Origin of the sequence: Arthrobacter sp. AG258 (assembly GCF_004364695.1) — a bacterium.
GTDB lineage: Bacteria > Actinomycetota > Actinomycetes > Actinomycetales > Micrococcaceae > Arthrobacter.
On the sequence record NZ_SOBI01000005.1, the window covers coordinates 231,792 to 254,650 of the forward strand.

Annotated in this window: 15 protein-coding genes and 1 pseudogene; 9 read left to right on the plus strand and 7 right to left on the minus strand. The window is 65.5% G+C overall.

What is annotated here, in order from left to right; all coding sequences use genetic code 11:
* The first annotated feature begins 53 nt into the window (after positions 1 to 53).
* Positions 54 to 863: an IclR family transcriptional regulator gene (locus DFO47_RS12590; RefSeq protein WP_133831847.1), complete on the plus strand. Its 810-nt coding sequence runs from the start codon at positions 54 to 56 to the stop codon at positions 861 to 863.
* Between the two features lie 349 nt (positions 864 to 1,212).
* A complete protein-coding gene (locus DFO47_RS12595) occupies positions 1,213 to 3,072 on the plus strand; it encodes a BCCT family transporter (protein WP_231369853.1) in 1,860 nt (619 codons plus the stop codon).
* An 89-nt stretch (positions 3,073 to 3,161) separates the two neighbouring features.
* Here DFO47_RS12595 and DFO47_RS12600 read toward each other — a convergent pair whose 3' ends face one another.
* A complete protein-coding gene (locus tag DFO47_RS12600; RefSeq protein ID WP_133831848.1) occupies positions 3,162 to 3,842 on the minus strand; it encodes a GntR family transcriptional regulator in 681 nt (226 codons plus the stop codon).
* Positions 3,843 to 3,967: 125 nt separating this feature from the next.
* Between DFO47_RS12600 and purU the strand changes: the two genes are divergently transcribed.
* The 6 genes from purU to DFO47_RS12630 all read left to right on the plus strand — a co-directional run bounded on the left by purU (position 3,968) and on the right by DFO47_RS12630 (position 13,520).
* On the plus strand, positions 3,968 to 4,873 hold the full coding sequence (purU, locus tag DFO47_RS12605) for a formyltetrahydrofolate deformylase (protein WP_133831849.1): 906 nt from the start codon (positions 3,968 to 3,970) through the stop codon (positions 4,871 to 4,873).
* Positions 4,874 to 4,923: 50 nt separating this feature from the next.
* Positions 4,924 to 7,416, plus strand: coding sequence for an FAD-dependent oxidoreductase (locus DFO47_RS12610; RefSeq protein WP_133831850.1), 2,493 nt, complete (start codon positions 4,924 to 4,926; stop codon positions 7,414 to 7,416).
* 4 nt (positions 7,417 to 7,420) lie between these two features.
* A complete protein-coding gene (locus DFO47_RS12615) occupies positions 7,421 to 8,047 on the plus strand; it encodes a cyclodeaminase/cyclohydrolase family protein (protein ID WP_133831851.1) in 627 nt (208 codons plus the stop codon).
* A complete protein-coding gene (locus tag DFO47_RS12620; RefSeq protein ID WP_133831852.1) occupies positions 8,044 to 8,949 on the plus strand; it encodes a bifunctional 5,10-methylenetetrahydrofolate dehydrogenase/5,10-methenyltetrahydrofolate cyclohydrolase in 906 nt (301 codons plus the stop codon). Before DFO47_RS12615 ends, DFO47_RS12620 begins: the two co-directional genes overlap by 4 nt.
* 418 nt (positions 8,950 to 9,367) lie before the next feature.
* Positions 9,368 to 10,774: an MFS transporter gene (locus DFO47_RS12625; protein WP_109045592.1), complete on the plus strand. Its 1,407-nt coding sequence runs from the start codon at positions 9,368 to 9,370 to the stop codon at positions 10,772 to 10,774.
* A gap of 238 nt (positions 10,775 to 11,012) precedes the next feature.
* Entirely contained in the window at positions 11,013 to 13,520 is a 2,508-nt protein-coding gene (locus DFO47_RS12630) for an FAD-dependent oxidoreductase (RefSeq protein WP_133831853.1), read from the plus strand.
* 176 nt (positions 13,521 to 13,696) lie between these two features.
* Here DFO47_RS12630 and fdhA read toward each other — a convergent pair whose 3' ends face one another.
* The 3 genes from fdhA to DFO47_RS12645 form a co-directional block, all read right to left on the minus strand.
* Positions 13,697 to 14,911 (minus strand): formaldehyde dehydrogenase, glutathione-independent, encoded by a 1,215-nt coding sequence (gene fdhA, locus DFO47_RS12635; protein WP_018760839.1) that lies wholly within the window; start codon positions 14,909 to 14,911, stop codon positions 13,697 to 13,699.
* Positions 14,912 to 15,048: 137 nt separating this feature from the next.
* Positions 15,049 to 16,461 carry a ferredoxin reductase gene (locus DFO47_RS12640; RefSeq protein ID WP_133831854.1) on the minus strand — a complete coding sequence of 471 codons (1,413 nt, stop codon included), beginning with the start codon at positions 16,459 to 16,461 and terminating at the stop codon, positions 15,049 to 15,051.
* The gene (locus tag DFO47_RS12645; protein WP_109045588.1) at positions 16,458 to 17,762 is read right to left on the minus strand and encodes an aromatic ring-hydroxylating dioxygenase subunit alpha; all 1,305 of its coding nucleotides are present in this window, start codon (positions 17,760 to 17,762) and stop codon (positions 16,458 to 16,460) included. Before DFO47_RS12645 ends, DFO47_RS12640 begins: the two co-directional genes overlap by 4 nt.
* Positions 17,763 to 18,007: 245 nt before the next feature.
* Here DFO47_RS12645 and DFO47_RS12650 point away from each other — a divergent pair.
* A pseudogene (locus tag DFO47_RS12650) lies at positions 18,008 to 18,505 on the plus strand (endonuclease); the annotation flags it as partial.
* A 148-nt stretch (positions 18,506 to 18,653) separates the two neighbouring features.
* On the opposite strand, the gene DFO47_RS12655 reads toward DFO47_RS12650, so the two are convergent.
* From DFO47_RS12655 to DFO47_RS12665, 3 genes are all read right to left on the minus strand, one after another.
* Positions 18,654 to 21,008 (minus strand): FdhF/YdeP family oxidoreductase, encoded by a 2,355-nt coding sequence (locus DFO47_RS12655; RefSeq protein WP_133831855.1) that lies wholly within the window; start codon positions 21,006 to 21,008, stop codon positions 18,654 to 18,656.
* 98 nt (positions 21,009 to 21,106) lie between these two features.
* Positions 21,107 to 21,727 carry an MBL fold metallo-hydrolase gene (locus DFO47_RS12660; protein ID WP_133831856.1) on the minus strand — a complete coding sequence of 207 codons (621 nt, stop codon included), beginning with the start codon at positions 21,725 to 21,727 and terminating at the stop codon, positions 21,107 to 21,109.
* Positions 21,724 to 22,830: an S-(hydroxymethyl)mycothiol dehydrogenase gene (locus DFO47_RS12665; RefSeq protein ID WP_018760833.1), complete on the minus strand. Its 1,107-nt coding sequence runs from the start codon at positions 22,828 to 22,830 to the stop codon at positions 21,724 to 21,726. The genes DFO47_RS12660 and DFO47_RS12665 overlap by 4 nt, the downstream gene beginning before the upstream one ends.
* Positions 22,831 to 22,859 lie beyond the last annotated feature (29 nt).

The window sequence follows — 22,859 nt, forward strand, 5'->3', positions numbered from 1 at the left end:
GCAGGTAAACCGAATGTCACGGCGGTCACAGTTCCGGCATAGGATCTGGAGGTATGGCTTCGAATAGAGACCCGGAATCCGATACCGACGCCGAGGGCGGCCAGTCCGGCGGGGTGCAATCCGTGGAGCGCGCCCTGACCGTGCTGGAGATCCTGGCCCGGGACGGCCATGCGGGCGTGAGCGAGATCGCCGAGGAAATGGGGATCCATAAGTCCACCGTCTCGAGGCTGATGGGTTCGCTCGTGACCCGCCAGATGGTCCACCAGAACAGCGAACGGGGCAAGTACCAGCTTGGCTTCGGGATCCTCCGGCTGGCCAGCTCCATTCCCGGGCGGCTGAGCCTGGTCCACGAGGCAAGGCCGGTCCTGGAAAGCCTTGCGGACGAGTTCAAGGAGACCGTCAACCTGGCGGTGCTGCGTTCGAATTACGCCGTTAACGTTGACCAGGCCATGGGCCCCTCGACGCTGGCCACCCACGACTGGGTGGGGAGCCTGACGCCGCTGCACGCCACGTCCAGCGGCAAGGTCCTCCTGGCCGCGCTGGAGGCCGACGACCGGGACCGCATCCTGAAGGAGACCGGCCTGGCCGCCCGGACCGCCCGGACCATCACCAGCCGCAAGGAACTGGACGCTCAGTTGCTCAAAGCAGCGGCCGACGGGTATGCCGTGGTGCGCGAGGAGTTCGAGATCGGCCTGAATGCCGTTGCGGTTCCCGTGCGCAACCACCAGGGAACCGTGATTGGCGCCATCAGTATTTCAGGGCCGGCATTCCGCTTCGACCCGGAGCGGATTCCAGGCCTGCTGGATACATTGAAGGAAGCAGGCCATAAGGTCAGCGCCAACATGGGCTACCACGGCCACTAAGAAAATGGGTGACCCCCGGCTGGACCGGGGGTCATTTTTTTATGCAACGGGTCCCTCGCTTCGCCTGGTGAGCAGCGACTCCGCACCCCGTAACACCCTTGACTTTCAAAGTGACGTACAGCACTTTTGTTGCTTAGCGCGAACTCTGTTGATCTTTGCGGAACACCTCCCCATAGGGCCTAATGCCCTGCCACCGCTGGCCAACGGCCAGGCGGCGATTCATCCCCGGATTGCGCTGCCCGATGCCCAGCACTGAACGCAAGCCCATGGACTAGCCAAAGGACCCGCTTTCGTGGCCATTAACAGTGATCTCACCTCCGCCAAGCCAAAAGTGCCGCCTTCCGATGGAATTCCCGCCGAGCCACCGGGCGCCGGCCACGAGGAATCGACAGCCCTTCCCGCCGTCAACGAACACCAGCAGATACTGGAGGAACTGCGGCAGAGTAACAGGGAGCAGGCCGTCTCCCAGCGCCGCGACCGGAAGCTGACGCTGGACAAGGCCACGTTCGGCATCACCGGCGCCATCGCCCTCGCCTTCGTGGTGTGGGGATTTGCCGACAAGGACAGCCTGGCCACCACGTCCAAAGACGCCCTGGCCTGGGTCATGGAATACACCGGCTGGCTCTTTATGGTCCTCGCGTCCCTGTTCGTCGTGTTTGTCCTGTGGCTGGCCCTGGGCAAGTTTGGCAACATTCCCTTGGGCAAGGACGGCGAAAAACCCGAGTTCCGCACGGTGTCATGGATCGCCATGATGTTTGCCGCTGGAATGGGCATCGGCCTGATGTTCTACGGGGTGGCCGAGCCGCTGTACCACTTCGTCTCGCCCCCGCCCGGAACCGTTGACGGGCGTACCCCCGCAGCCATCCAGACGGCCATGGCCACCTCCATCTTCCACTGGACCCTGCACCCTTGGGCCATGTATGCAGTGGTGGGCATTGCCATGGCCTACGGCACCTACCGGCTGGGACGCAGGCAACTGATCTCCGCCGCCTTCACCTCGCTGTTCGGCATCAGGACCGTTGAGGGGCCGGTGGGAAAGGTCATCAACATCCTTGCCATCTTCGCTACGCTCTTTGGCACGGCCGCATCACTGGGTCTCGGCGCCCTGCAAATTGGCAGCGGCTTCACGTCGAACGGCTGGACAGGCGAGGTCGGAACACCTGTACTCGTGGCCATCGTGGCGATCCTGACAGCATGCTTTATCGCCTCCGCCGTATCCGGCATCAGCCGCGGAATCCAGTGGCTGTCCAACGTCAACATGGTCCTTGCCGTGGTCCTCGCCGTCATCGTGTTCGTGGCGGGCCCCACTCTCTTCATCCTTAACCTCATCCCCTCGGCGATTGGCGACTACCTGCGCGACCTGGCCGAGATGTCCTCCCGCACCGAGGCCGTCGGCGACGAGGCGCTGCGGACCTGGATGTCCGGCTGGACGATCTTCTACTGGGCCTGGTGGATTTCGTGGACGCCCTTCGTGGGCATGTTCATCGCACGGATCAGCCGCGGCCGGACCATCCGGCAATTCGTCACCGGCGTTCTGCTGGTGCCCAGCCTCGTCAGTGTCATCTGGTTCGGCATCTTCGGAGGGACGGCCTTCCACATCCAGCAGGAAGCCGACAAAGCCGGTACGCCGGGCCTGATGACCGTCACCGACGGCAAAGCAACCATCGATTTTGATGGGGCCTTGTTCAACCTGGTGAAGAATCTCCCCCTGCCGGGGTGGATGATTGCGGCCGTGATCGTCCTGGCCATGGTTCTGGTTGCAATCTTCTTCATTACCGGCGCCGACTCCGCCTCCCTGATCATGGCGTCGCTGAGCTCCAACGGCAGCTCCGAACCCAAACGTGCCCTGGTCATCTTCTGGGGTGCCCTCACCGGCGCCGTGGCCGCCGTCATGCTTTTGGCCGGCGGCGACCAACCCTCCGAAGCATTGTCGGGCCTGCAGCGGATCACCATCGTCGCGGCCCTGCCCTTTGTCATCGTGATGCTGCTGCTCTGCTTCGCCCTCACCAAGGACCTGCGCAGAGACCCCCTTTCCCTGCGCCGCCGGCTGGCGGACTCTGTGGTGGAGCGGGCTATCCGGACCGGAGTGGAGCAACACCGGGGCGCGCAGTTCGACTTTGTGACAAAGCACGAGTGCCCGGACGGATGCGCCGACGGCCAGCCGTGCCAAGGCAAGGGGCCGGATCTGGAGAAGGCAGCCGCACCGTAGGGAAACACCCGGATTTGGCCCCGGCGCAGCATGCGCCGGGGCCAATCCTTCACTGGCCCTGCTGGTGGGGCTCTGCGGCCACCAAGAAGCTAGGCGTTGAAGAGTGCCTCGCGCACCGCATGTTCGAATCCGCTCACGTGCACCTTGGCAAGCTCGGAAGCCCGCTCCTCGGCGCCGTCGATAACGGCCCGGAGCAGATCGAGGTGTTCGCGCACGTGGTGCGACAGGTCCGGAAGGCGGTCGATCACCATGCACCAGATCCGCGTTGCCAGGTTGTCGTACCGGATCAGGATGTCCTCCAGGTGCGGGTTGGCGGCGGCGGCATAGATGCCTTGGTGCACCCGGGCATCCAGCTGCAGCGTCTCGGTTACGGTTGCCGCGGCAACGTCGAATTCCTCGACCTTCTCGAGCGTGGCCCGCAACCCGTCCCGGACCGCAGGGGAGGCCACCCGTGCGGCCCGGGCGGCCGCAAGGGGCTCAAGCTGGGCACGGATCTCCGAGATGAAGGAAAGGTCCGTCACGTCCACCCGGGTGGCGAAAGTGCCCCGCCGCGGGTAGGTCTTCACCAGCCGGTCCAGCTCCAGCCGCTTCAGGGCTTCGCGCACCGGAGTCCGCCCCATGCCCAAGTTTTTGGCAAGGAGTTCGTCGTTGAGCAGCTCGCCGGGTTTGATTTCCAGCATAAGCAACCAGTCACGGATGCTCTCATAGGCGACGTCCGCCAGTGATTTCCTGCCGGCGTCGTCCGCCACCGCCAAAGCTTCGATCGCCATGCTGAGCCCCTTCTTCGCAACCTGGAAAAAACTATTGACCTCGCCTATGGACCAGTATACGCTGGCATCCAATCTAATATATCAGTCCGCAGCTTTTGAATATATCTAGAAGAAGGAGGAGGGACATGACCCTCATCGAAACAGCTTCAGCAACCGCCACCCTGCCGGCGCTCAAGGAAGAGCAGACGCAGAAGTTCGTGCTGACCCTGTCCTGCCGTGAGCAGGCCGGAATTGTGCAGGCCGTGACCACGTTCCTCTTCGAACGTGGCTTCAACATCGACGAACACCAGCAGTTCGACGACAGCCTGCGCGAGACGCTCCACCTGCGCACAGCGTTCTCCGGCTCCCCCAGCTACACGCCGGCGATGCTCGAAGAAGAGTTCGCCGGCATCGCCAGCCGCTTCGACATGAAGGCCAGCTTCCACGGCCAAACCCCCAAGCGCGTCCTGGTCATGGTGTCCAAGTTCGGCCACTGCCTGAACGACCTCATCTTCCGGTGGCGCGGCGGCAGCCTCGGCGCAGAGCTGGTGGCGGTGGTTTCCAACCACGAAACCCACCGCGCCATGGCGGAAGCCGCAGGGCTGCCTTTCATCTACATCCCCGTCACCCCGGACACGAAGGCCGACGCCGAGCGCCGGCTCCTGGAGCTGGTGGATGAGTTCAACGCCGACCTCGTGGTCCTGGCCCGCTACATGCAGGTGCTCTCAAATGACCTGTGCCGCGCCCTGGAGGGCCGAGCCATCAACATCCACCACTCGTTCCTCCCCGGTTTCAAGGGCGCACGCCCCTACCACCAGGCCTACGACCGCGGCGTAAAACTGGTGGGTGCCACCGCCCACTACGTCACGGCGGACCTGGATGAGGGTCCAATCATCGAGCAGGAAGTCATCCGCGTGGACCACACCTATGGTCCGGCGCAACTGTCCACCGTGGGCCAGGACGCCGAAGCGCTGGCCCTCTCCCGCGCCGTCCGCTGGCACTGCCAGCACCGTGTGCTGCTGGACCAGACCAGCACCGTGGTGTTCCGGTGAGCACCGGCCCTTACCCAGGCACAATCCGTAAAGCAGCAGGAGAGACTACCTTGGAATCGTCGCCACGCATTGTCATTATCGGAGCCGGCATCGTCGGCACCAACCTCGCGGATGAACTCGTCACGCGGGGCTGGAACAACATCACCGTCCTGGACCAGGGGCCCCTCACCATGCCCGGCGGCTCCACCTCGCACGCCCCGGGACTGGTCTTCCAGACCAATCCCTCCAAGTCCATGGCCCTGTTCGCCAAGTACACCGTGGAAAAGTTGCTGTCCCTGACCGAGGACGGCACCAGCTGCTTCAACCAGGTGGGCGGCCTGGAAGTTGCCACCACCGAAACCCGCCTCTCGGACCTGAAGCGCAAGCTCGGTTACGCCTCCGCCTGGGGCATCGACGGCCGGATCCTCTCCCCGGCGGAGTGCAAGGAACTGTACCCCCTCATTAACGAGGAGGAGATCCTGGGTGGCCTGCACGTCCCCAGCGACGGCCTGGCCAGCGCGGCGCGGGCCGTGCAGCTGCTGATCAAGCGCACCGAGGCTGCCGGCGTGAAGTACCAAGGCAACACCACCGTCACCGGCATCGAACAGTCCGGCCGCCGCGTCACTGGCGTCCAGACCTCCGACGGGGTGGTCCCGGCAGACATCGTGGTCTCCTGCGCCGGCTTCTGGGGTGCAAAGATCGGCGAAATGATCGGCATGACCGTCCCGCTGCTCCCGCTGGCCCACCAGTACGTCAAGACCACCCCGGTCCCGGATCAGAAGGGCAAGAACGAGCTGCCCAACGGCGCATCGCTGCCCATCCTGCGCCACCAGGACCAGGACCTCTACTACCGCGAGCACGGGGACCGGTACGGCATCGGTTCCTACGCCCACAAGCCCATGCCCGTGGACCTTGACGAACTCGGCACCTTCAAGCCGGACGAAATCAGCGAGCACAACATGCCGTCGCGGCTGGACTTCACGGTGGAGGACTTCCTCCCCGCCTGGGAGGCCACCAGACAGCTGCTCCCCGCCCTGCGCCAAAGCGAAATCGAAGACGGCTTTAACGGCATCTTCTCCTTTACCCCTGACGGCGGCTCCCTCGTTGGCGAGTCCAGGGAACTCGACGGCTTCTTCGTTGCCGAAGCCGTCTGGGTGACCCACTCCGCCGGCATCGCGCGCGCTGTGGCCGAACTCCTGGTGGACGGCAAATCCTCCATCGACCTGGGCGACTGCGACATCCACCGCTTCGAGGACGTTCAGTTGACGCCCGAATACGTCAGCGAAACCTCGCAGCAGAACTTCGTGGAGATCTACGACGTCCTGCACCCGCTGCAACCCAAGCTCTCCCCGCGCAACCTGCGCGTTTCCCCCTTCCACGCCCGGCACAAGGAACTGGGCGGCTACTTCCTCGAAGGCGCCGGCTGGGAACGGCCCTACTGGTTCGAGGCCAACGCCGAACTGCTCAAAGAAATGCCCGCCGACTGGCAGCCCCCGGCACGCGATGCCTGGTCCGGGATGTTCAGCTCCCCCATCGCCGCGGCCGAGGCCTGGAAGACGCGCACCGCCGTCGCCATGTACGACATGACTCCGCTGAAGCGCCTCGAAATCTCCGGCCCCGGCGCCCTGAAGCTGCTCCAGGAACTCACCACCGCCGAGCTGAACAAGAAACCCGGGGCGGTCACCTACACGCTGCTGCTTGACCATGCCGGCGGCATCCGCAGCGACATCACCGTGGCCCGCCTGTCCGAGGACACCTTCCAGCTGGGCGCCAACGGCAACATCGACACCGCCTACTTCGAACGCGCCGCCCGGCACCAGACCGAAGGCGGCGGCGCCGGCGATTGGGTCCAGGTCCGCGACACCACCGGCGGCACCTGCTGCATCGGCCTGTGGGGTCCGCTGGCACGCGACCTGGTCAGCACCGTCAGCAGCGACGACTTCACCAACGACGGCCTGAAGTATTTCCGCGCCAAGAAGGTGGTTATCGGCGGCGTGCCGGTCACCGCCATGCGCCTGTCCTACGTCGGTGAGCTTGGCTGGGAGCTGTACACCAGCGCCGACAACGGCCAGCGGCTCTGGGATGCACTGTGGAAGGCGGGCCGGCCGTTCGGCGTCATCGCAGCCGGGCGGGCAGCGTTCAGCTCGCTCCGCCTGGAAAAGGGCTACCGTTCCTGGGGCACGGACATGACCACCGAGCACGACCCCTTCGAGGCCGGCCTGGGCTTCGCGGTGAAGATGGCCAAGGACAGCTTCGTCGGGAAGGCTGCCCTGGAAGGCCGCACCGAGGAGAACTCAGCGCGGCACCTGCGCTGCCTGACGGTCGACGACGGCCGCAGCCTGGTGCTTGGCAAGGAACCGGTGTTCTACAAGGACCAGGCAGTTGGCTACGTGACCAGCGCCGCCTACGGCTACTCGGTCCGGAAACCGATCGCCTACTCCTACCTGCCCGCAGAAGTTTCGATCGGCGATTCCGTGGAGATCGAATACTTCGGGCGCCGGATCGTCGCCACGGTCACGCAGGACCCCCTGTACGACCCCACCATGACCCGGCTCCGCGGGTAGGGCCATGATCAGCTCGGAGTCAATCGGCAGCTACCTCGCCCGGCTGGCTGCCAAGCAGCCGACGCCTGGCGGCGGTGCTGCCGCGGCCCTGCACGCCGCACAGGGTGCAGCGTTGGTGGCCATGGTGGCGCGCTACACCACCGGCGCCAAGTATGAGCCGCACGCACCCTTGGTGCAGCGCATCACGGCGGATGCCGACGGCCTTATCGAGGAGGCGCTGCACCTGGCCGAGGCGGACGAGGCGGCCTTCCAGGCAGTCATCGACTCCTACAAACTCCCGTCCGGGACGGCTGAGCTCAAGGCCGCCCGTGCAGCCGGGATCCAGTCCGCACTCATCCAGGCGGCTGAAACACCCGCCCGGCTGGTCACGTTGTCCGGCGAGATCGTGGACCTGGCCACGGAGCTGTACGACGTCGCCAACGCCAACGTCATCAGCGACGTGGCAGCGGCCGCAGATGCCGCCAGGGCAGCCGCCACTACTGCACGCGTGAACATCGACATCAACGTTGTGGCAGTCAAGGACCCGGAGGCACGCGCCCGGCTTGCGCGGCAGACGGACGGCATTGAGGAAAAGGTGGTCTTGGCGGCAGATGCCCTCTCGGCCCGCGTGCGCGAAAGGATCCTTGGTTGAGCACCACAGTACTTTCCGGGAAGCCGTTGGCCGGTTTGTTCCACCAGGAGGTCCAGGCACAGGTCAGGTCGCTGGAAGTTGAGGGCGTCCGCCCGGTCGTGGCAGTGGTCATGGCAACCGGCGACGAATCAACGCACTGGTACGTCCGTTCCATCGAGCGGGCAGCAGAGCGCGCCGGAGTCGGCTGCCGGATCATCGACCTGGGACACGACGCAACGGAGCCGGTCCTGGCCGGCGTCCTGCGGGACCTCAGCGCCGAACCCTCCGTCAACGGCATCATCCTGCAAACACCGCTGCCTCCGGGAGTCCGGACCGACAACTTGGTGGGCCTCATCGCCCCGGAAAAGGACATTGACGGCGCCAATCCCCTGAGCCTGGGACGCCTTGCCGTCGGCCAGCCGGCCTTTGCACCCGCTACCGCGCGCTCCGTCGTCGAAATCCTGGAGCATTACCGGATTCCGCTGGCGGGCAAGGGCGTTGTGGTGGTGGGCCGGTCCGCCGTGGTGGGCAAACCATTATCCCTCCTGCTGCTGGCACGCGACGCCGCCGTGACGGTCTGCCATTCCAGGTCCGGGCCGCTGGCGCGCTATACGAAGGATGCCGATGTGGTGGTGGTCGCCGCCGGCCGCGCCGGACTGCTGGGAGGCGGCGACGTCTCCTCCCAAACAGTGGTGGTCGACGTCGGCACGAACGTCCTTCCCGACGGCTCGCGGGTGGGTGACGTAGACGAAGCCAGCGTCACCGGGACAGCAGCAGCGCTCACTCCGGTTCCCGGCGGCGTGGGCTCAGTGACCACGGTTTTGCTGCTCCTTCACACCGTAGAGGCCGCACGCAGGCAAGTGTCATCCCCGCCGCTGGCGCCCGAGGTCCCGGAGCTCCAGGCCCTGGAAGCCGCAGGCTAGGAACGCCACAGCGTTGGCAACGGGCGTCCCGTTCTCCGTGAAAGGTGCTTCGATGGGCCTAAGACCTGGGGAGGTATTCCTCATCGAAGCACCGTTTTCGGAGAACGGGACCCCGCAACAGCCGTGCCCGGAGCGCGCAACAGGAACGCTTACGGGCTACGTCTTTCTCAGGACTCACTCTTGACATTGGGTGTGAGCTAGCGCACGATTTTGTTGCATACAGCGAACGTTGTTGATCATCACGGAACGTAATACTCCTGGATATGCTCCTCCCGCCCTTCCGAGGCCACCCGCGATGGCATGGAAGCAGCCGGACAGAATTTATGAAGGCCGATCCGAGGGGGAGCCCGGCCCGCAACTCGGCCGCACACGCTGCCGCATCCACGCGGCAGCGCCAGATCACTAAAGGAAACTGTTTATGACTATCAAAGGTGCCAGCACCATCGATCAAAGCAGTGCCGAAGGGACCAGCTCGAAGTTCAAACGCCGCTTCATGGTGCGGCTCGTCGCTGTCTTCATCGGCGGGATGTTCCTCGACGGCTACATCCTCGGAATCATCGGACCCGTCACCGGCCCCATGCGGTCAGACCTCCAGCTCGACGCACTGTCCCTGGGCATGATCGCCGCAGGCCCGCTGGCCGGTATCTTCGTCGGCTCCCCGCTGGCCGGCTGGGCTACTGACAAGTTCGGACGCAAGCCCATGTTCCTCGTGGACATGGGCCTGTTCCTGGTTGCCTCAGCGGCCCAGTTCTTCGTAACCTCCGGAGACGGTGCCGTGATCCAGCTGGCCATCATCCGGTTCATGATGGGTGTCGCGATCGGCGGTGAGTACTCGATCGGCGGCCCCTTGCTGTCGGAGTTCTCTCCCCCAAAGCTCCGCGGGCGGTTGCTCGGGCTGACCCTGATCGCCTGGTACGTCGGTTTCATGATGGCATTCATCATCGGCACGCTCCTGCACGAGGCCGGCACCCCCTGGCGCCTCGTCATCGGGACGAGCACCATCCTCGCGTTCGTCCTGTTCCTCGCCCGCATCGGCCTCCCCGAATCGCCAAGCTGGCTCATCACCAAGGGACGGCGTGACGAAGCACTGGCGATCGCCCACAAGTATGTCGAATCGCCGCAGATGCACGACAGCATCACCGAGGAGATCGACCTGCGGATGATCCAGGAGGCCCAAGCCGCAAAGGGCAGGACCAAAATCAAGAACGCCTCCTTCGGAATGCTGTTCTCGAAGGAACACTGGCGCGCCACCGTCTTCACTTCCGGTTTTTGGTTCTGCGCGGTCACTCCGTACTTCGCGATCGCGACCTTCGCCGACGACGTGCTCACGCAGTTCGGCTTCGGCGGCGGCTGGGCCGGTGGAGTGGGCTTGTCCGCCCTTGCGGCCGCGGGTGTTGTCACCAGCGTGCTTCTGATTGACAGGCTCGGCCGCCGGATCCTCACCGTGCCCGGCCAGTGGCTCTGCGCAGGCATCCTGCTGGTCATCGGGGTCTGGGCTGACGCGCCGGCAATCCTGGTGCTGGCCCTGTTCCTCGCCTTCTCCTTCTTCAATGCCGGCTACACCACCTTGACCCAGGTCTATCCGGCCGAGGTATTCCCCGGCGACCTGCGCGGCATCGGCATGGGCTTCGCCGCGGCCTTCAGCCGCATCGGAGCCGCACTCGGCACCTTCGCCCTGCCGTGGGCGATCAGCAACATCGGCATGGGCCCAAGCATGGTCGTGGCAGCCGCCGTCGCATTACTCGGCGCAATACTCTCGCAATGGCTCGCGCCTGAGACGAAGGGGCGCACCCTCGCCGAGATCTCAACCAACTTCTCGCACTGACACCGGGCAACCGGCCGCAACCCACAGGAGGCCTTCGCCGCACCAGCGGCGGAGGCCTCCGTCATGCCCGCCCTTCCCGGAGCCAGCCTGGGCCCGCTGAAACAGTGACGGCAGCCGCAGCAACAATGCCGGAAACCCTTGACATTCCTTGTGAGCTACGCCACCGTGTTGCATATAGTGCTGCGCGTTGCTTATAGCGAAGCGCGGAGCCACGCACCAACCAGGAGAACCACGAACCATGAGCGCATCACCCCGCGTCGTCATCATCGGAGCCGGCATTGTCGGCACCAACCTCGCCGACGAGCTGGCAAGCCGCGGCTGGAATGACATCACCGTCGTCGAACAGGGCCCGCTGGAGCTGGCAGGCGGCTCCACGTCGCACGCTCCGGGCCTCGTATTCCAGAACAACCCGTCCAGGACCATGACGGAATTCGCGACCTACACCGTCAACAAGCTGCTCGCCCTGGGCAAGGATGGCCAGTCCTGCTTCAACCAGGTGGGCGGCCTTGAACTGGCAACGACTCCGGAGCGCCTGGCGGACCTCAAACGCAAGATGGGCGTGATGACCTCCTGGGGCGTCGAAAGCCGGATCGTGGATGCCGACGAGTGCGAAAAGATCTACCCCCTGCTGACCACGGGGAAGCTCAGCGGCGGCCGGGAAGTCCTGGGCGGCCTGCTCATCCCCACCGACGGCCTCGCCCTGGCGGCCCGCGCCGTCCAGCTGCTGATCGAGCGCACGCGCGAACACGGCGTCACCTACCGCGGGTCCACCACCGTCACCGGCATCGCCCGTGAGGGCGGCAAGGTCACCGGCGTCGAGACCTCGGCCGGACTCATTCCTGCCGATATCGTGGTGTCCTGCGCAGGGTTCTGGGGCCGTGAGCTCGGCAAGATGGTGGGCCTGGAGGTGCCGCTGCTGCCGCTGGCCCACCAGTACGCGGTCACCACGCCCCTCGCCGAACTTGAGGGCGTCAACGAGCTTCCCAACGGCGCCGGCAAGCCCATCCTTCGCTACCAGGACAAGGACCTGTACTACCGCGAATGGGGCGACCGCATCGGCATCGGCAGCTACGCCCACCGGCCGATGCCGGTGGACATGTCCGCACTGCCGAAGGTCCCGGCCGGGGAGATGTCCGACCACCGCATGCCCTCCCGGCTGGACTTCACCCTGGAAGATTTCGTTCCCGCGTGGGAGGACAGCCAGGACCTGCTGCCGGCACTGCGCAGCAGCGAAATCCAGGATGGCTTCAACGGCATCTTCTCCTTTACCCCCGACGGCGGCCCGCTCATGGGCGAAGCACCGGACCTCGAGGGCTTCTTCGTGGCCGAAGCCGTGTGGGTCACGCACTCCGCCGGCGTTGCGAAGGCCATGGCAGAGCTGATCATCGACGGCCAGCCGCGGACAGACCTGCACGGCTGCGAACTGACCCGTTTCGAGAAGGTGCAGACCTCGGACGCCTACGTCAGCGAAACCTCGCAACAGAACTTCGTGGAGATCTACGATGTCATGCACCCGCTGCAGCCGCGTGAATCCCCGCGCGAGCTGCGGGTCAGCCCCTTCAATGTCCGCCAAAGGGAGCTGGGCGCGTTCTTCCTGGAATCCGCCGGCTGGGAACGCCCGCACTGGTTCGAAGCCAACCGCGCGCTCCTCGAAGAACTCCCGGCCGAATGGCAGACCCCGGAGCGGGACTCCTGGTCCGCAATGTTCCACTCCCCCATCTCCGCAGCCGAAGCGTGGAAGACGCGCACCGCCGTCGGACTTTACGATATGACGCCGCTGAAGCGCCTCTCCGTCGCCGGCCCGGGCGCGCAGGCACTCCTGCACCGGCTCAGCACGGGCAACATCGCCAAGAAGCCGGGCGCCGTGACCTATTGCCTGTTGCTGGCGGACGACGGCGGCATCCGCAGTGACGTGACCGTGGCAAGGCTGGCCGAGGAGGAGTTCCAGCTGGGCGTCAACAGCAACGTCGACTTCGACTACCTCCGGGTGGAAGCCCGCCGGCAGTCCGCCGCCGACCCCGGCCAGTGGGTCCACGTCACCGACATCACCGGCAGCACCTGCTGCATCGGTTTGTGGGGTCCGCTGGCCCGCGAGGTGATTGGCAAGGTCAGCACCGACGACCTCACCAATGACGGCCTGAAGTACTTCCGGACCAAGGAGATCTCCGTGGGCGGCATCCCCGTCACGGCCATGCGGCTCTCCTACGTCGGCGAACTCGGCTGGGAGCTCTACACCACCGCCGAGTACGGTTTGAAGCTCTGGGACCTGCTGTTCGAGGCGGGCCAGGAGCACGGCATCATCGCTGCCGGCCGCGGCGCCTTCAACAGCATGCGCCTTGAGAAGGGCTACCGGCTGTGGGGCACGGACATGACGTCCGAGCACCACCCGTACCAAGCGGGCCTCGGTTTCTCCGTGGCCAAGGACAAGACCGGATTCGTGGGCGCCAAGGCCTTGGCTTCGCTCCGCGAGCAGCCTGCGGCGAAGATGCTGCGCTGCCTGAAGGTCGACGACGGCACGTCAGTGGTGCTGGGCAAGGAACCGGTGTACGTGGCCGGGGAAGCCGCTGGTTACGTCACGAGCGCGGCGTATGGCTTCACCGTCGGCAAGCCCCTTGCCTACGCCTGGCTGCCCTCGTCGGTGTCCGAGGGGGACGCCGTGGAGATCGAGTACTTCGGCCGGCGCGTAGCCGCCACCGTCAGCGCCGAGCCGCTCTTTGACCCGGGCATGGAGCGCCTCCGCGGCTGATCTGCCCCATCCACCACAAAGGTGGTTGGGCCTGCTTGAGACCTGCAGGCCCAACCGCCTCTTTTGTTGCCCGCGGAGCGCGCGCTGTTCCACCCCGGCATGCCAACGGCGGCACCCCTGCTGAGCGGGGCGCCGCCGTTGGAACCTTGCTGTTCTTCACAAACGGGAACCGCGCATCAGTTGTTGAGGTAGCCGTTCGGGTCCAGGACGTACTTCGTTGCCGCGCCGGCGTCAAACTCCGCGTACCCGCGCGGGGCGTCGTCGAGCGAAATGGCCTTGGCGTTGACCGCCTTGGCTATCTGGATCCGGTCATGGAGGATGGCCATCATCAGCTGCCGGTTGTACTTCATCACCGGGCATTGGCCCGTGGTGAAGGACAGGGACTTCGCCCAACCGGTTCCCAGGGACAGGGACAGGCTTCCCTTCCGTGCGGCTTCATCCGCGGCTCCCGGGTCCCCCGTGACGTAGAGGCCGGGGATACCCACGGAGCCGCCGGCGGTGGTGAGGTCCATCAGCGAGTTCAGCACGGTGGCAGGTGCTTCCTGGGCGCCGTGGCCGTGGCCGCGTGCCTCGAAGCCGACGGCGTCGATGCCGGAGTCGACCTCCCGGACGCCGAGGATCTGCTCGATCTGGTCTGCCGGGTCGCCGTTGGCCACATTGACGGTTTCGCAGCCAAAGGATCGGGCCTGGGCCAGGCGGTCTTCGTTGAGGTCGCCCACGATGACCACCGCAGCTCCCAGCAGTTGGGCGCTGGCGGCCGCGGCAAGCCCGACGGGGCCGGCACCGGCAACGTAGACGGTGGACCCGACGCCGACGCCTGCCGTGACTGCGCCGTGGAAGCCGGTGGGGAGGATGTCGGAAAGCATGGTCAGGTCCATGATCTTTTCCAGGGCCTGGTCCCGGTCCGGGAACCGCAACAGGTTCCAATCGGCGTAGGGAACCAGGACGTATTCCGCCTGCCCACCCACCCAACCGCCCATATCGACATAGCCGTAGGCAGAGCCGGGACGGTCCGGGTTCACGTTCAGGCAGATCCCGGTCTTGCGCTCCTTGCAGTTCCGGCAGCGCCCGCAAGAGATATTGAACGGGACGGAGACGATGTCCCCCACCTTGATGAATTCGACGTCGGGTCCGGTCTCAATGACTTCGCCGGTGATTTCGTGGCCCAGGACGAGGCCGGCAGGGGCCGTCGTCCGGCCGCGGACCATGTGCTGGTCCGAGCCGCAGATGTTGGTGCTCACGGTGCGCACGATGACCCCGTGCGGCACCTTCCGGCCGACGTTGGCGGGATTGACACCGGGGCCGGCCTTCAGTTCAAACGACGGATACGGGGTATCGATGACCTCGACAACCCCGGGCTCCTTGTACGCAACGGCTTTGTTACCTGACATGGGCGTGGCTCCTATGGTTAGGGTTCAATTGCCACGGAAGGCCTGACGCCGGCTGCATCAGACCCTCCGTGTGGTTATGACTTTCACTTGCGGTAAAACGTGGGACGGCGCGCGGTGCCGGCGGCTCAGGGAAGCGGCTAGGCGTCGATCACCATGTCGGTGCGCGCGGTGGAGCAGCAGGGAAGGAACTTGCCGGCATCGATTTCCCGTTTGCGGATTCCACCCTGGTGGTTCATGTCGATCTCCCCGGACAGCTTGACCACCTTGCAGGAGCCGCACATGCCCTCCTTGCAGTTGGCGCCGATCCGGACACCGGCCCGCTGGGCCACACCCAGGATGGGTTCCTGCGGGTCGATCCGCACATTGATTCCGGTGCGCATGAAAGACAGGGTGAGGCTGCCAGTTCCCACGGTGTCGAAGCTTGACGCATCCGGGGTGGCGGCTTCGGTTGCGGCTTCGGCGGCTTCCACGGACGCGGCTTCCGCCGAGGCCGGGGCTGCAGCTTCCAGCGCCAGCCCCGTGGCCTGCAGGGTTCCATCCTCGTCGTAGCCGGGCTCATAGATCCCGAACGCCGCCGGCTGGCTCTCGAAGTAGTCCTCGGCGGACTCCGCGATCTCGTCGGCGATTTCCTCGGCGATGTCCGCCGCCAGGGCGAGCTCGGCCTGGTATTCGAGGAGGGTCTGCCGGTCGCCGGAGAAGAACTCCATGTAGATGGAGGTATCGTCGACGCCCACGTTCTTGAGCAGTTCAGTGGCGGTGTTCAAGTACCCCTCGGGCCCGCAGGCGTACACCTGCCGGCCGTTGGCGTCCGGTGCCACCTCGTCGATCATGGCCGCCGTCAGCCGTCCGGTGAAGCCATCCCAGTCCTCGGGCCTGCCGCGGTCGCCCAGGGCGTAGAAGACCTTGATGCGCGAGTCCACCGACGCGATGTAGGCCAATTCCCGGTGGAAGGCGAAGCCGCCGGCTTCCGCGCCGTGGTAAAGCACCACCACATCGGCGGTTCCGGGCAACGAGTGGATGGTGCGCAGCATCGACATGATGGGGGTGATGCCTGCGCCGGCGGCCAGGAAGAGGTACCGTGCCCGCCGATCGGCGTCAGGCAGGTGGAATGCCCCGACAGGTCCCAGCATGTCCAGGACAGTTCCGGGCCTGACGTTCCCGTGCACCCACGGGGAAACCAGTCCGCCCGGGTCGCGCTTGACGGTGACGCTGAAGGTCCACGGTTCCGTGGGTGAACTGGACAGCGAGTAGCTGCGGTCCACCGGTTCCTGGTCCTCGCCGTTCACGGGGAAAGCGATATTCACGTACTGGCCCGCGCGGAACGCCAGGGGCGCACCGTCGCAGCGGCGGAAGACGAAGGTCATCATGCCGCCGGCTTCGGGAACGGTTTCGACGCATTCGGCCATGAACTCCTGCGGATGCCACGGGCCCAGCGCCTTGGCTGCACTGGCCGGGCCTTCCATGCTGCCCATCACCCGGTTCCACGGCATTTCAAGGCCGCGGATGCGCTGCGGTTCCCGGACCGGCGCCTGAGTGAGGACGTCAATCATGCCAAGTGCTCCTGCACGCGCTGGACGTACCAATTGATGAAGGCCTCCACCTGGTATTCGCTCTTCATGTAAGGGCCGGGCTCGTACGCGGGGCTGGCAGCACCCTGCTGGCACAGCTCAACGAACGCCTTGTCCTGCAGGTTGGTCTGCTTCCAGGTGTAGGTGAGCTTTTCGAGGTCGTAGTCAACGCCTTCCTCGGCGTCGTCAGCCACCAGCCAGGTGGTGCGGACCAAGGACTGGTGCTCGTTGATGGGGAAAACCCCGAACGTGATGACGTGGTCCCCCAGGAAGTGGAACCAGCTGTTGGGCTGCAGGTGCATCGAGCAGCGGCCCAGGCGGAAGTCCCGAAGGTCGCCGAGCAGCTTCTTCGAGAGCCTGCGGCCGTCTGCGGAGAAAGATTCGCCTTCGCCGTCCAGGGATTCGCGCGAGATGCGGATACCGGCAATGCGGGTGTCGAGTTCCTCCACCACCTCGTAGGGCAGGCCGTAGCGGCGGCACCGCTCCTCGAGGGAGGACTGGGCTTCCTTGTTGCGGTCCCAGACCTCTTCCAGGTGGGCCGGGATCAGTCCCTCGGTCAGGCCCCACGTGGGGAAGAGCGAGCAGGCGAGTTCCGGGTGGCCGTCGCAGTGGTAGCACTCACGGTTGTTCTCCATGACGAGCTTCCAGTTGCCTTCTTCGATGATGTTCTGCTGGTAGGCAATCTTCGTCTTGGACAGGTCGTGGGGGGCGAGGTAGGGCTCGAAAATCTTGGCGGTTTCGTCGAAGTCTGCGGGTGGCTCGTCAGCAATGCAGACGAAGATGAGCCCGGCAACCTCGCGGCTGTGGGCGCGCTTGAGGGCAAAGCAGTTCTTGTCGAACTTGGCTTCGCCGGGGGCGGATGCGTGGATCAGGTTGCCCTCGGGGGAGTACGTCCAGGAGTGATAGCCGCAGACCAGGTTTCCGGTGGAACCGGCGGCTTCGGTCAGGACGCGGGCACCGCGGTGGCGGCAGACGTTGTGCAGGACATTGACGCCGCCCTCGTCGGTGCGCAGCACGATCAGGGAGTAGGGTCCGTAGTCGACCGTGATGTAGTCGCCCGGCTCCGGCAACTCGGCAACGCTGCCGGCAAAGATCCAGTGCTGGCCGAAGATGGCTTCCATGTCGAGCTTGAAGATTGTCGGGTCAGTGTAGAACGGGGCATCAAGGGAGTAGCCGGTGCGCCGCAAAGCAAACAACTCGGTAATTTCGGCCAGCTGCTCGGCAGGCAATGTTGAGGCGAGCTTTCCGCGTGCGCTGAGGGGCGCATTCACTGAGGTAGTCATGTGTTTCCTCCCGATAGGGCTGGGCATGGGGCGATTTGGGGGTGGATACGGAGCAGGTGGGGCACAAGGGGTGTTCAAGACGTTCTGTCAACGAATGTGGGGAGGTTCATCAGCAACAGAAGCGACAACTCCGGAATAAAACTGAAGCGCCTAACGCAACAACGATCACCATATGCAACAGTGTGACTCCAGCCACGCTCACTGTCAATCAATTTCGGATATGACGAAAAAGCATGGCCGACATGGTTGCGGGGCCGGATGCGCCGGTGCAGGCGCAGGAGATGGCGGTCGCGGCGGAGATCGGGTGTGTTGGCCCTGGGTCCGCGCGCCGTGTCGTCGTTCCTGACGGCCTCGCACGGCGTAGTTACCTCATTGCCGAGGACATTGGAGGGGCTGCAGGCCGGGACCCTGTCGTGGCAGCATGCGGTGGTGATGGCGGATGAGACGCGTACCTTGATGCCGCGGGGGCGGCCGGGTTGGAAGCCCACTTCCTGGACCATGACGCCCCGGACCCGGTGCGGGGATGACCGGTGGGGCGGTTGCCGGCGCACCGGTTCAAAGCCAAGGCCCGGACCTGGCGGGAACGCCACCACGCCGAGAGCATCGAGAAACGCCACGTCGAGGGGGTGTCTGATCGGCGGGTAGAGTTCCGGGCGGACCAGGACGGGATGGCCTGGCTCTCCGCGTTTCTTCCCGCGGACCAGGCCCTGGCGGGGTGGAACCGGCTCACCGCGATCGCTCGTGGCAAGGACCTTGACCCGAAAGCCGGTCCGGACGGGAACCACCCGGCATAAAAACCTGTGTGGGGAACGGCGACGGCGGCACCCGGCACCTGCCGGACTGCCGCCGTCGTCATTGCCCGCACCGGCGCACCTTACCCATCCGGTGGGGCTAGGCGTGCGTTCCGGCCAGCTCCCCTGCAGATTCCCCGGCAACCGCTGCCTCTCCCCGGTGCGGCTCGAACCTGACGAACATGGCCTTGAAGCCGGGGGTGTTGGATACGCGGGCCACGTTTTCTTTGTGGACCAGCGCGTTCGCTTCGGGGAAGTACGCGGCCGCGCAGCCCTTGGCGGTGGGATAGGCCACCAGCCGGAACCTGTCCGCCCGGCGGTCCACGCCCTGGAAGGTGCTGACGACGTCCACGAGTTCCCGGTCCTGGAATCCTTGCTCGGCGAGGTCCTCAGGGTGGATGAGGATCACGCGGCGGCCGCCGGAGATGCCGCGGTAGCGGTCATCCAGGCCGTAAAACGTGGTGTTGTACTGGTCGTGGCTGCGGATGGTCTGCAGCACCAGGTGCCCCGGCGGCGGGGTGAGGTATTCGAGCGGGCTGACCGTGAACCGGCCGCGGCCGATGTCGGTGGCGAAGGAGCGGGTGTCGCGCGGCGGGTTGGGCAGCACGAACCCGTTCTTGGTCCGGACCCGGGCGTTGAAGTCCTCGAAGCCGGGCAGCACCCGGGCGATGTGGTCGCGGATCACGTCGTAGTCCTCGGCCATTGCCTTCCAGTCCACTGGGTGGTCCGGGCCAAAGGTGGCCTCCGCCATCCGTGCCACGATGACGGGCTCAGCCAGCAGGTGCTCGGAGACTGGGGTGAGGCGGCCTTGGGTGGAGTGGACCACGGACATCGAGTCCTCCACGGAGAGGAACTGTGCGCCGTTGGGATGCTTGTCGTCCTTGTCGGTGCGGCCCAGGGTGGGCAGGATCAGTGACGTGCGGCCGTGCACCACGTGCGAGCGGTTGGGTTTGGTGCTGATGTGCACGGTCAGCCCGATCCGCTGCATGCCCGCTTCCAGGGCCTCGGTGTCAGAGCAGGCGAGCGAGAAGTTTCCGCCCATGGACACGAATACGTCCACCTCGTCCCGTTCGAATGCCTCCATCGACTCCACGGCGTCGTAGCCGTGGTGCCGCGGGGAGGTGATGCCGAACTCGGCGTCCAAGGCCTGCAGGAGCCACTCCTTGGGTTTCTCCCAGATGCCCATGGTCCGGTCGCCCTGGACGTTCGAGTGCCCGCGGACAGGGCAGGCGCCGGCGCCGGGCTTGCCGAAGTTGCCCTGCAGCAGCAGGACGTTGACCATTTCCTTGATGGTGTCCACCGAGTGCGGCTGCTGCGTCACGCCCAGCGCCCAGCAGAAGATCGAGGCCTTGGACGCCTCCAGCATCGCCGCGACCTTCTCGATCTGGCCCCGGGTGAGGCCGGTGGCCTTCTCGGTTTCATCCCAGTCCAAGGTGCGCCGGGCTTCGCGGTAGGCATCGAACCCGTCCGTCTGGGCGGCAATAAAGGAATGGTCGACGACGGTCCCCGGATTGGCTGCCTCGGCCTCCAGCAGCAGGTGGCCGAGCGCCTGGAACAGCGCCAAGTCCCCGCCCACCTTGATCTGCAAGTACTCATCGGCCAACGGCGTCCCGCCGCCCACCACCCCGGAAACGGTCTGCGGGTCCTTGAAGTTGAACAGGCCGGCCTCGGGCAGCGGGTTCACGGCCACCACCTTGCCGCCCTTGTCCTTGCACTCCTTCAACGCGGACAGCATCCGTGGATGGTTGGTGCCGGGGTTCTGGCCCACCACGAAGATCAGTTCGGCGTCGTGGATGTCATCCAGGGACACCGTGCCCTTGCCAATGCCGATGGTCGGATTCAGGGCCGAGCCGGAGGACTCGTGGCACATGTTGGAGCAGTCCGGCAGGTTGTTGGTGCCCAGGGACCGCGCGAACAACTGGTACAGGAACGCGGTCTCATTCGCCGTGCGGCCGGAGGTGTAGAAGACGCTGCGCTCCGGGGTGGTCGCCCGGAGGTGTTCACCGATCAGCTCGAACGCGTCAGCCCACGAGATCGGCGAGTAATGCGTCTCCCCTTCGCGGATCACCACCGGTTCGCTCAACCGGCCCTGGTTGCCCAGCCAGTACTCGGTCTTCTCCGAGAGTTCGGCGATGGAGTGTTGGGCCCAGAACTCCGCTCCGACGGTACGCAGGGTGTTCTCCTCGGCCACCGCCTTGGCGCCGTTCTCGCAGAACTCCGCCGCTTTTCGCTTCTTGTCCGATTCCGGCCACGCGCAGCCGGGGCAGTCGAAACCGCCCCGCTGGTTCAGCCGCAGCAGCGACTGCGCCGTCCGGGCCACACCCGCCTGCGCCACCGCACGCTCGAGCGCAACCATGACGGCCTTGACCCCGGCAGCTTCGGTCTTGGGCTTGTGGACTTCGAGGTTGTCCTCATTGATGTCCGCAACGGGGGCGGGCTGCTTGCCGAACTTCATCGTTCCAACGTCCTTACCGGCTTGTGCTGATGGATCGCCGGCGGAGGCGCGCCGGGTCCTCCCAGCGCGCCTCCGCCGGGCGCTTTCTTGACTTATGGTTACTGCGGGACCTTCGCCAGCGTTTCCTGTTCGGCGGCGATGGTGGTGTTGTCCCCATGGCCGGTGCGGACCACGGTGTCGGCGGGCAGCGTCAGCAGCCGTTCACGGATGGACGCCAGGATGGTGGGGTAGTCGCTGTAGGACCGCCCGGTGGCACCTGGGCCGCCGTTGAACAGGGTGTCGCCGGTGAACACCGTTCCCTCGCTTTCCAGGTAGAAGCAAGTGGACCCGGGCGAGTGTCCCGGAGTGTGGATCGCACGCAGGGCCGCCCCGCCCACCTGGAACACGTCACCGTCGGAGTGGTAGTGGTCCGGTTTGGCGTCCGGGTAGACCTGCTCCCAGAGCACCAGGTCCTCCTTGTTCAGGTGGATCGGTGCGCCCAGGGCATCGGCGACCTCGCGTGCGGCACCGATGTGGTCGTTGTGCGCGTGGGTGAGCAGGATGGCCTTCACCTTCCGGCTGCGGACCTGGTTGATGATCGCGGCGGCGTCGTGCGGCGCGTCGATGATGATGCATTCCTCGTCATTGCCCACGATCCAGACGTTGTTGTCCACGTCCCAGGTGCCGCCGTCGAGCGAAAATGTGCCGGATGTGACCAGGTTTTCGATGGTGACGCTCATGCGGACGCCCCGGCCGGCTGGACCTCGACGACGGAGCGCAGCACCTTGCCCCCATGCATCCGTTCGAAGGCCTCTTCCACCTGGTCGATCGTGATGCGCTCGGACACGAACGCGTCCAGGTCCAGGTTGCCCTGCTTGTAGTGCGAGACGAGCATGGGGAAGTCGCGGGAGGGCAGGCAGTCGCCGTACCAGGAGGACTTCAGCGAGCCGCCGCGGCCAAAGACGTCCAGCAGCGGCAGTTCAAGCGTCATCTCCGGCGTCGGAACACCCACCAGCACCACGCGGCCGGCAAGGTCGCGGGCGTAGAAGGCCTGCTTGTACGTTTCGGGCCGGCCGACGGCGTCAATCACCACGTCCGCCCCGTGGCCTCCGGTGAGGGCCCGGATGGCTTCCACGGCGTCCTCCTGCTTGGAGTTGACCCCGTGGGTTGCACCGAGGGACCTGGCCATCCCGATCTTGTTGTCGTCGATGTCCACGGCGATGATCGTGGTCGCCCCCGCGAGCTTCGCGCCCGCGATCGCGGCGATCCCCACGCCGCCGCAGCCAATCACTGCCACGGACTCGCCACGCTTGACCTCTCCGGTGTTGATCGCGGCACCGATGCCTGCCATCACGCCGCAGCCCAGCAGGCCCACCGCGGCAGCATCAACCTCCGGGTCCACCTTGGTGCACTGCCCGGCTGCCACCAGGGTCTTTTCCGCGAAAGCACCGATGCCCAGGGCAGGCGAAAGCTCGGTGCCGTCCTCAAGGGTCATCTTCTGCGTGGCGTTGTGCGTATTGAAGCAGTATTGCGGCTGGCCCTTGGCACACGCACGGCACTCCCCACAGACCGCGCGCCAGTTCAGGATCACCCGGTCCCCAGGGGCCACCTGGGTCACATCGGGGCCAACGGCACTGACAACCCCGGTGGCCTCGTGCCCGAGCAGGTAAGGGAAGTCATCCCCGATACCGCCCTGCTTGTAGTGCAGATCCGTGTGGCAGACACCGCAGGTCAGGATGTCCACCAGCGCCTCCCCCGGCCCCGGATCCGGGACCAGGATGGTCTCCAACGACACAGGGGCGTTCTTCTCCCGGACAACAACTGCTTGAACTTTGTGAACCATGGTTCTTGTGTTCCTTTCCTGGATCCGCC

What these genes read in the sequence shown, in the direction of transcription:
- DFO47_RS12590 (WP_133831847.1), top strand. Translation starts at nt 54, where the DNA reads ATGGCTTCGAATAGAGACCCGGAATCCGATACCGACGCCGAGGGCGGC.
- DFO47_RS12600 (WP_133831848.1), bottom strand. Translation starts at nt 3,842, where the DNA reads ATGGCGATCGAAGCTTTGGCGGTGGCGGACGACGCCGGCAGGAAATCA.
- purU (WP_133831849.1), top strand. Translation starts at nt 3,968, where the DNA reads ATGACCCTCATCGAAACAGCTTCAGCAACCGCCACCCTGCCGGCGCTC.
- DFO47_RS12615 (WP_133831851.1), top strand. Translation starts at nt 7,421, where the DNA reads ATGATCAGCTCGGAGTCAATCGGCAGCTACCTCGCCCGGCTGGCTGCC.
- DFO47_RS12625 (WP_109045592.1), top strand. Translation starts at nt 9,368, where the DNA reads ATGACTATCAAAGGTGCCAGCACCATCGATCAAAGCAGTGCCGAAGGG.
- DFO47_RS12630 (WP_133831853.1), top strand. Translation starts at nt 11,013, where the DNA reads ATGAGCGCATCACCCCGCGTCGTCATCATCGGAGCCGGCATTGTCGGC.
- fdhA (WP_018760839.1), bottom strand. Translation starts at nt 14,911, where the DNA reads ATGTCAGGTAACAAAGCCGTTGCGTACAAGGAGCCCGGGGTTGTCGAG.
- DFO47_RS12640 (WP_133831854.1), bottom strand. Translation starts at nt 16,461, where the DNA reads ATGATTGACGTCCTCACTCAGGCGCCGGTCCGGGAACCGCAGCGCATC.
- DFO47_RS12645 (WP_109045588.1), bottom strand. Translation starts at nt 17,762, where the DNA reads ATGACTACCTCAGTGAATGCGCCCCTCAGCGCACGCGGAAAGCTCGCC.
- DFO47_RS12655 (WP_133831855.1), bottom strand. Translation starts at nt 21,008, where the DNA reads ATGAAGTTCGGCAAGCAGCCCGCCCCCGTTGCGGACATCAATGAGGAC.
- DFO47_RS12660 (WP_133831856.1), bottom strand. Translation starts at nt 21,727, where the DNA reads ATGAGCGTCACCATCGAAAACCTGGTCACATCCGGCACATTTTCGCTC.
- DFO47_RS12665 (WP_018760833.1), bottom strand. Translation starts at nt 22,830, where the DNA reads ATGGTTCACAAAGTTCAAGCAGTTGTTGTCCGGGAGAAGAACGCCCCT.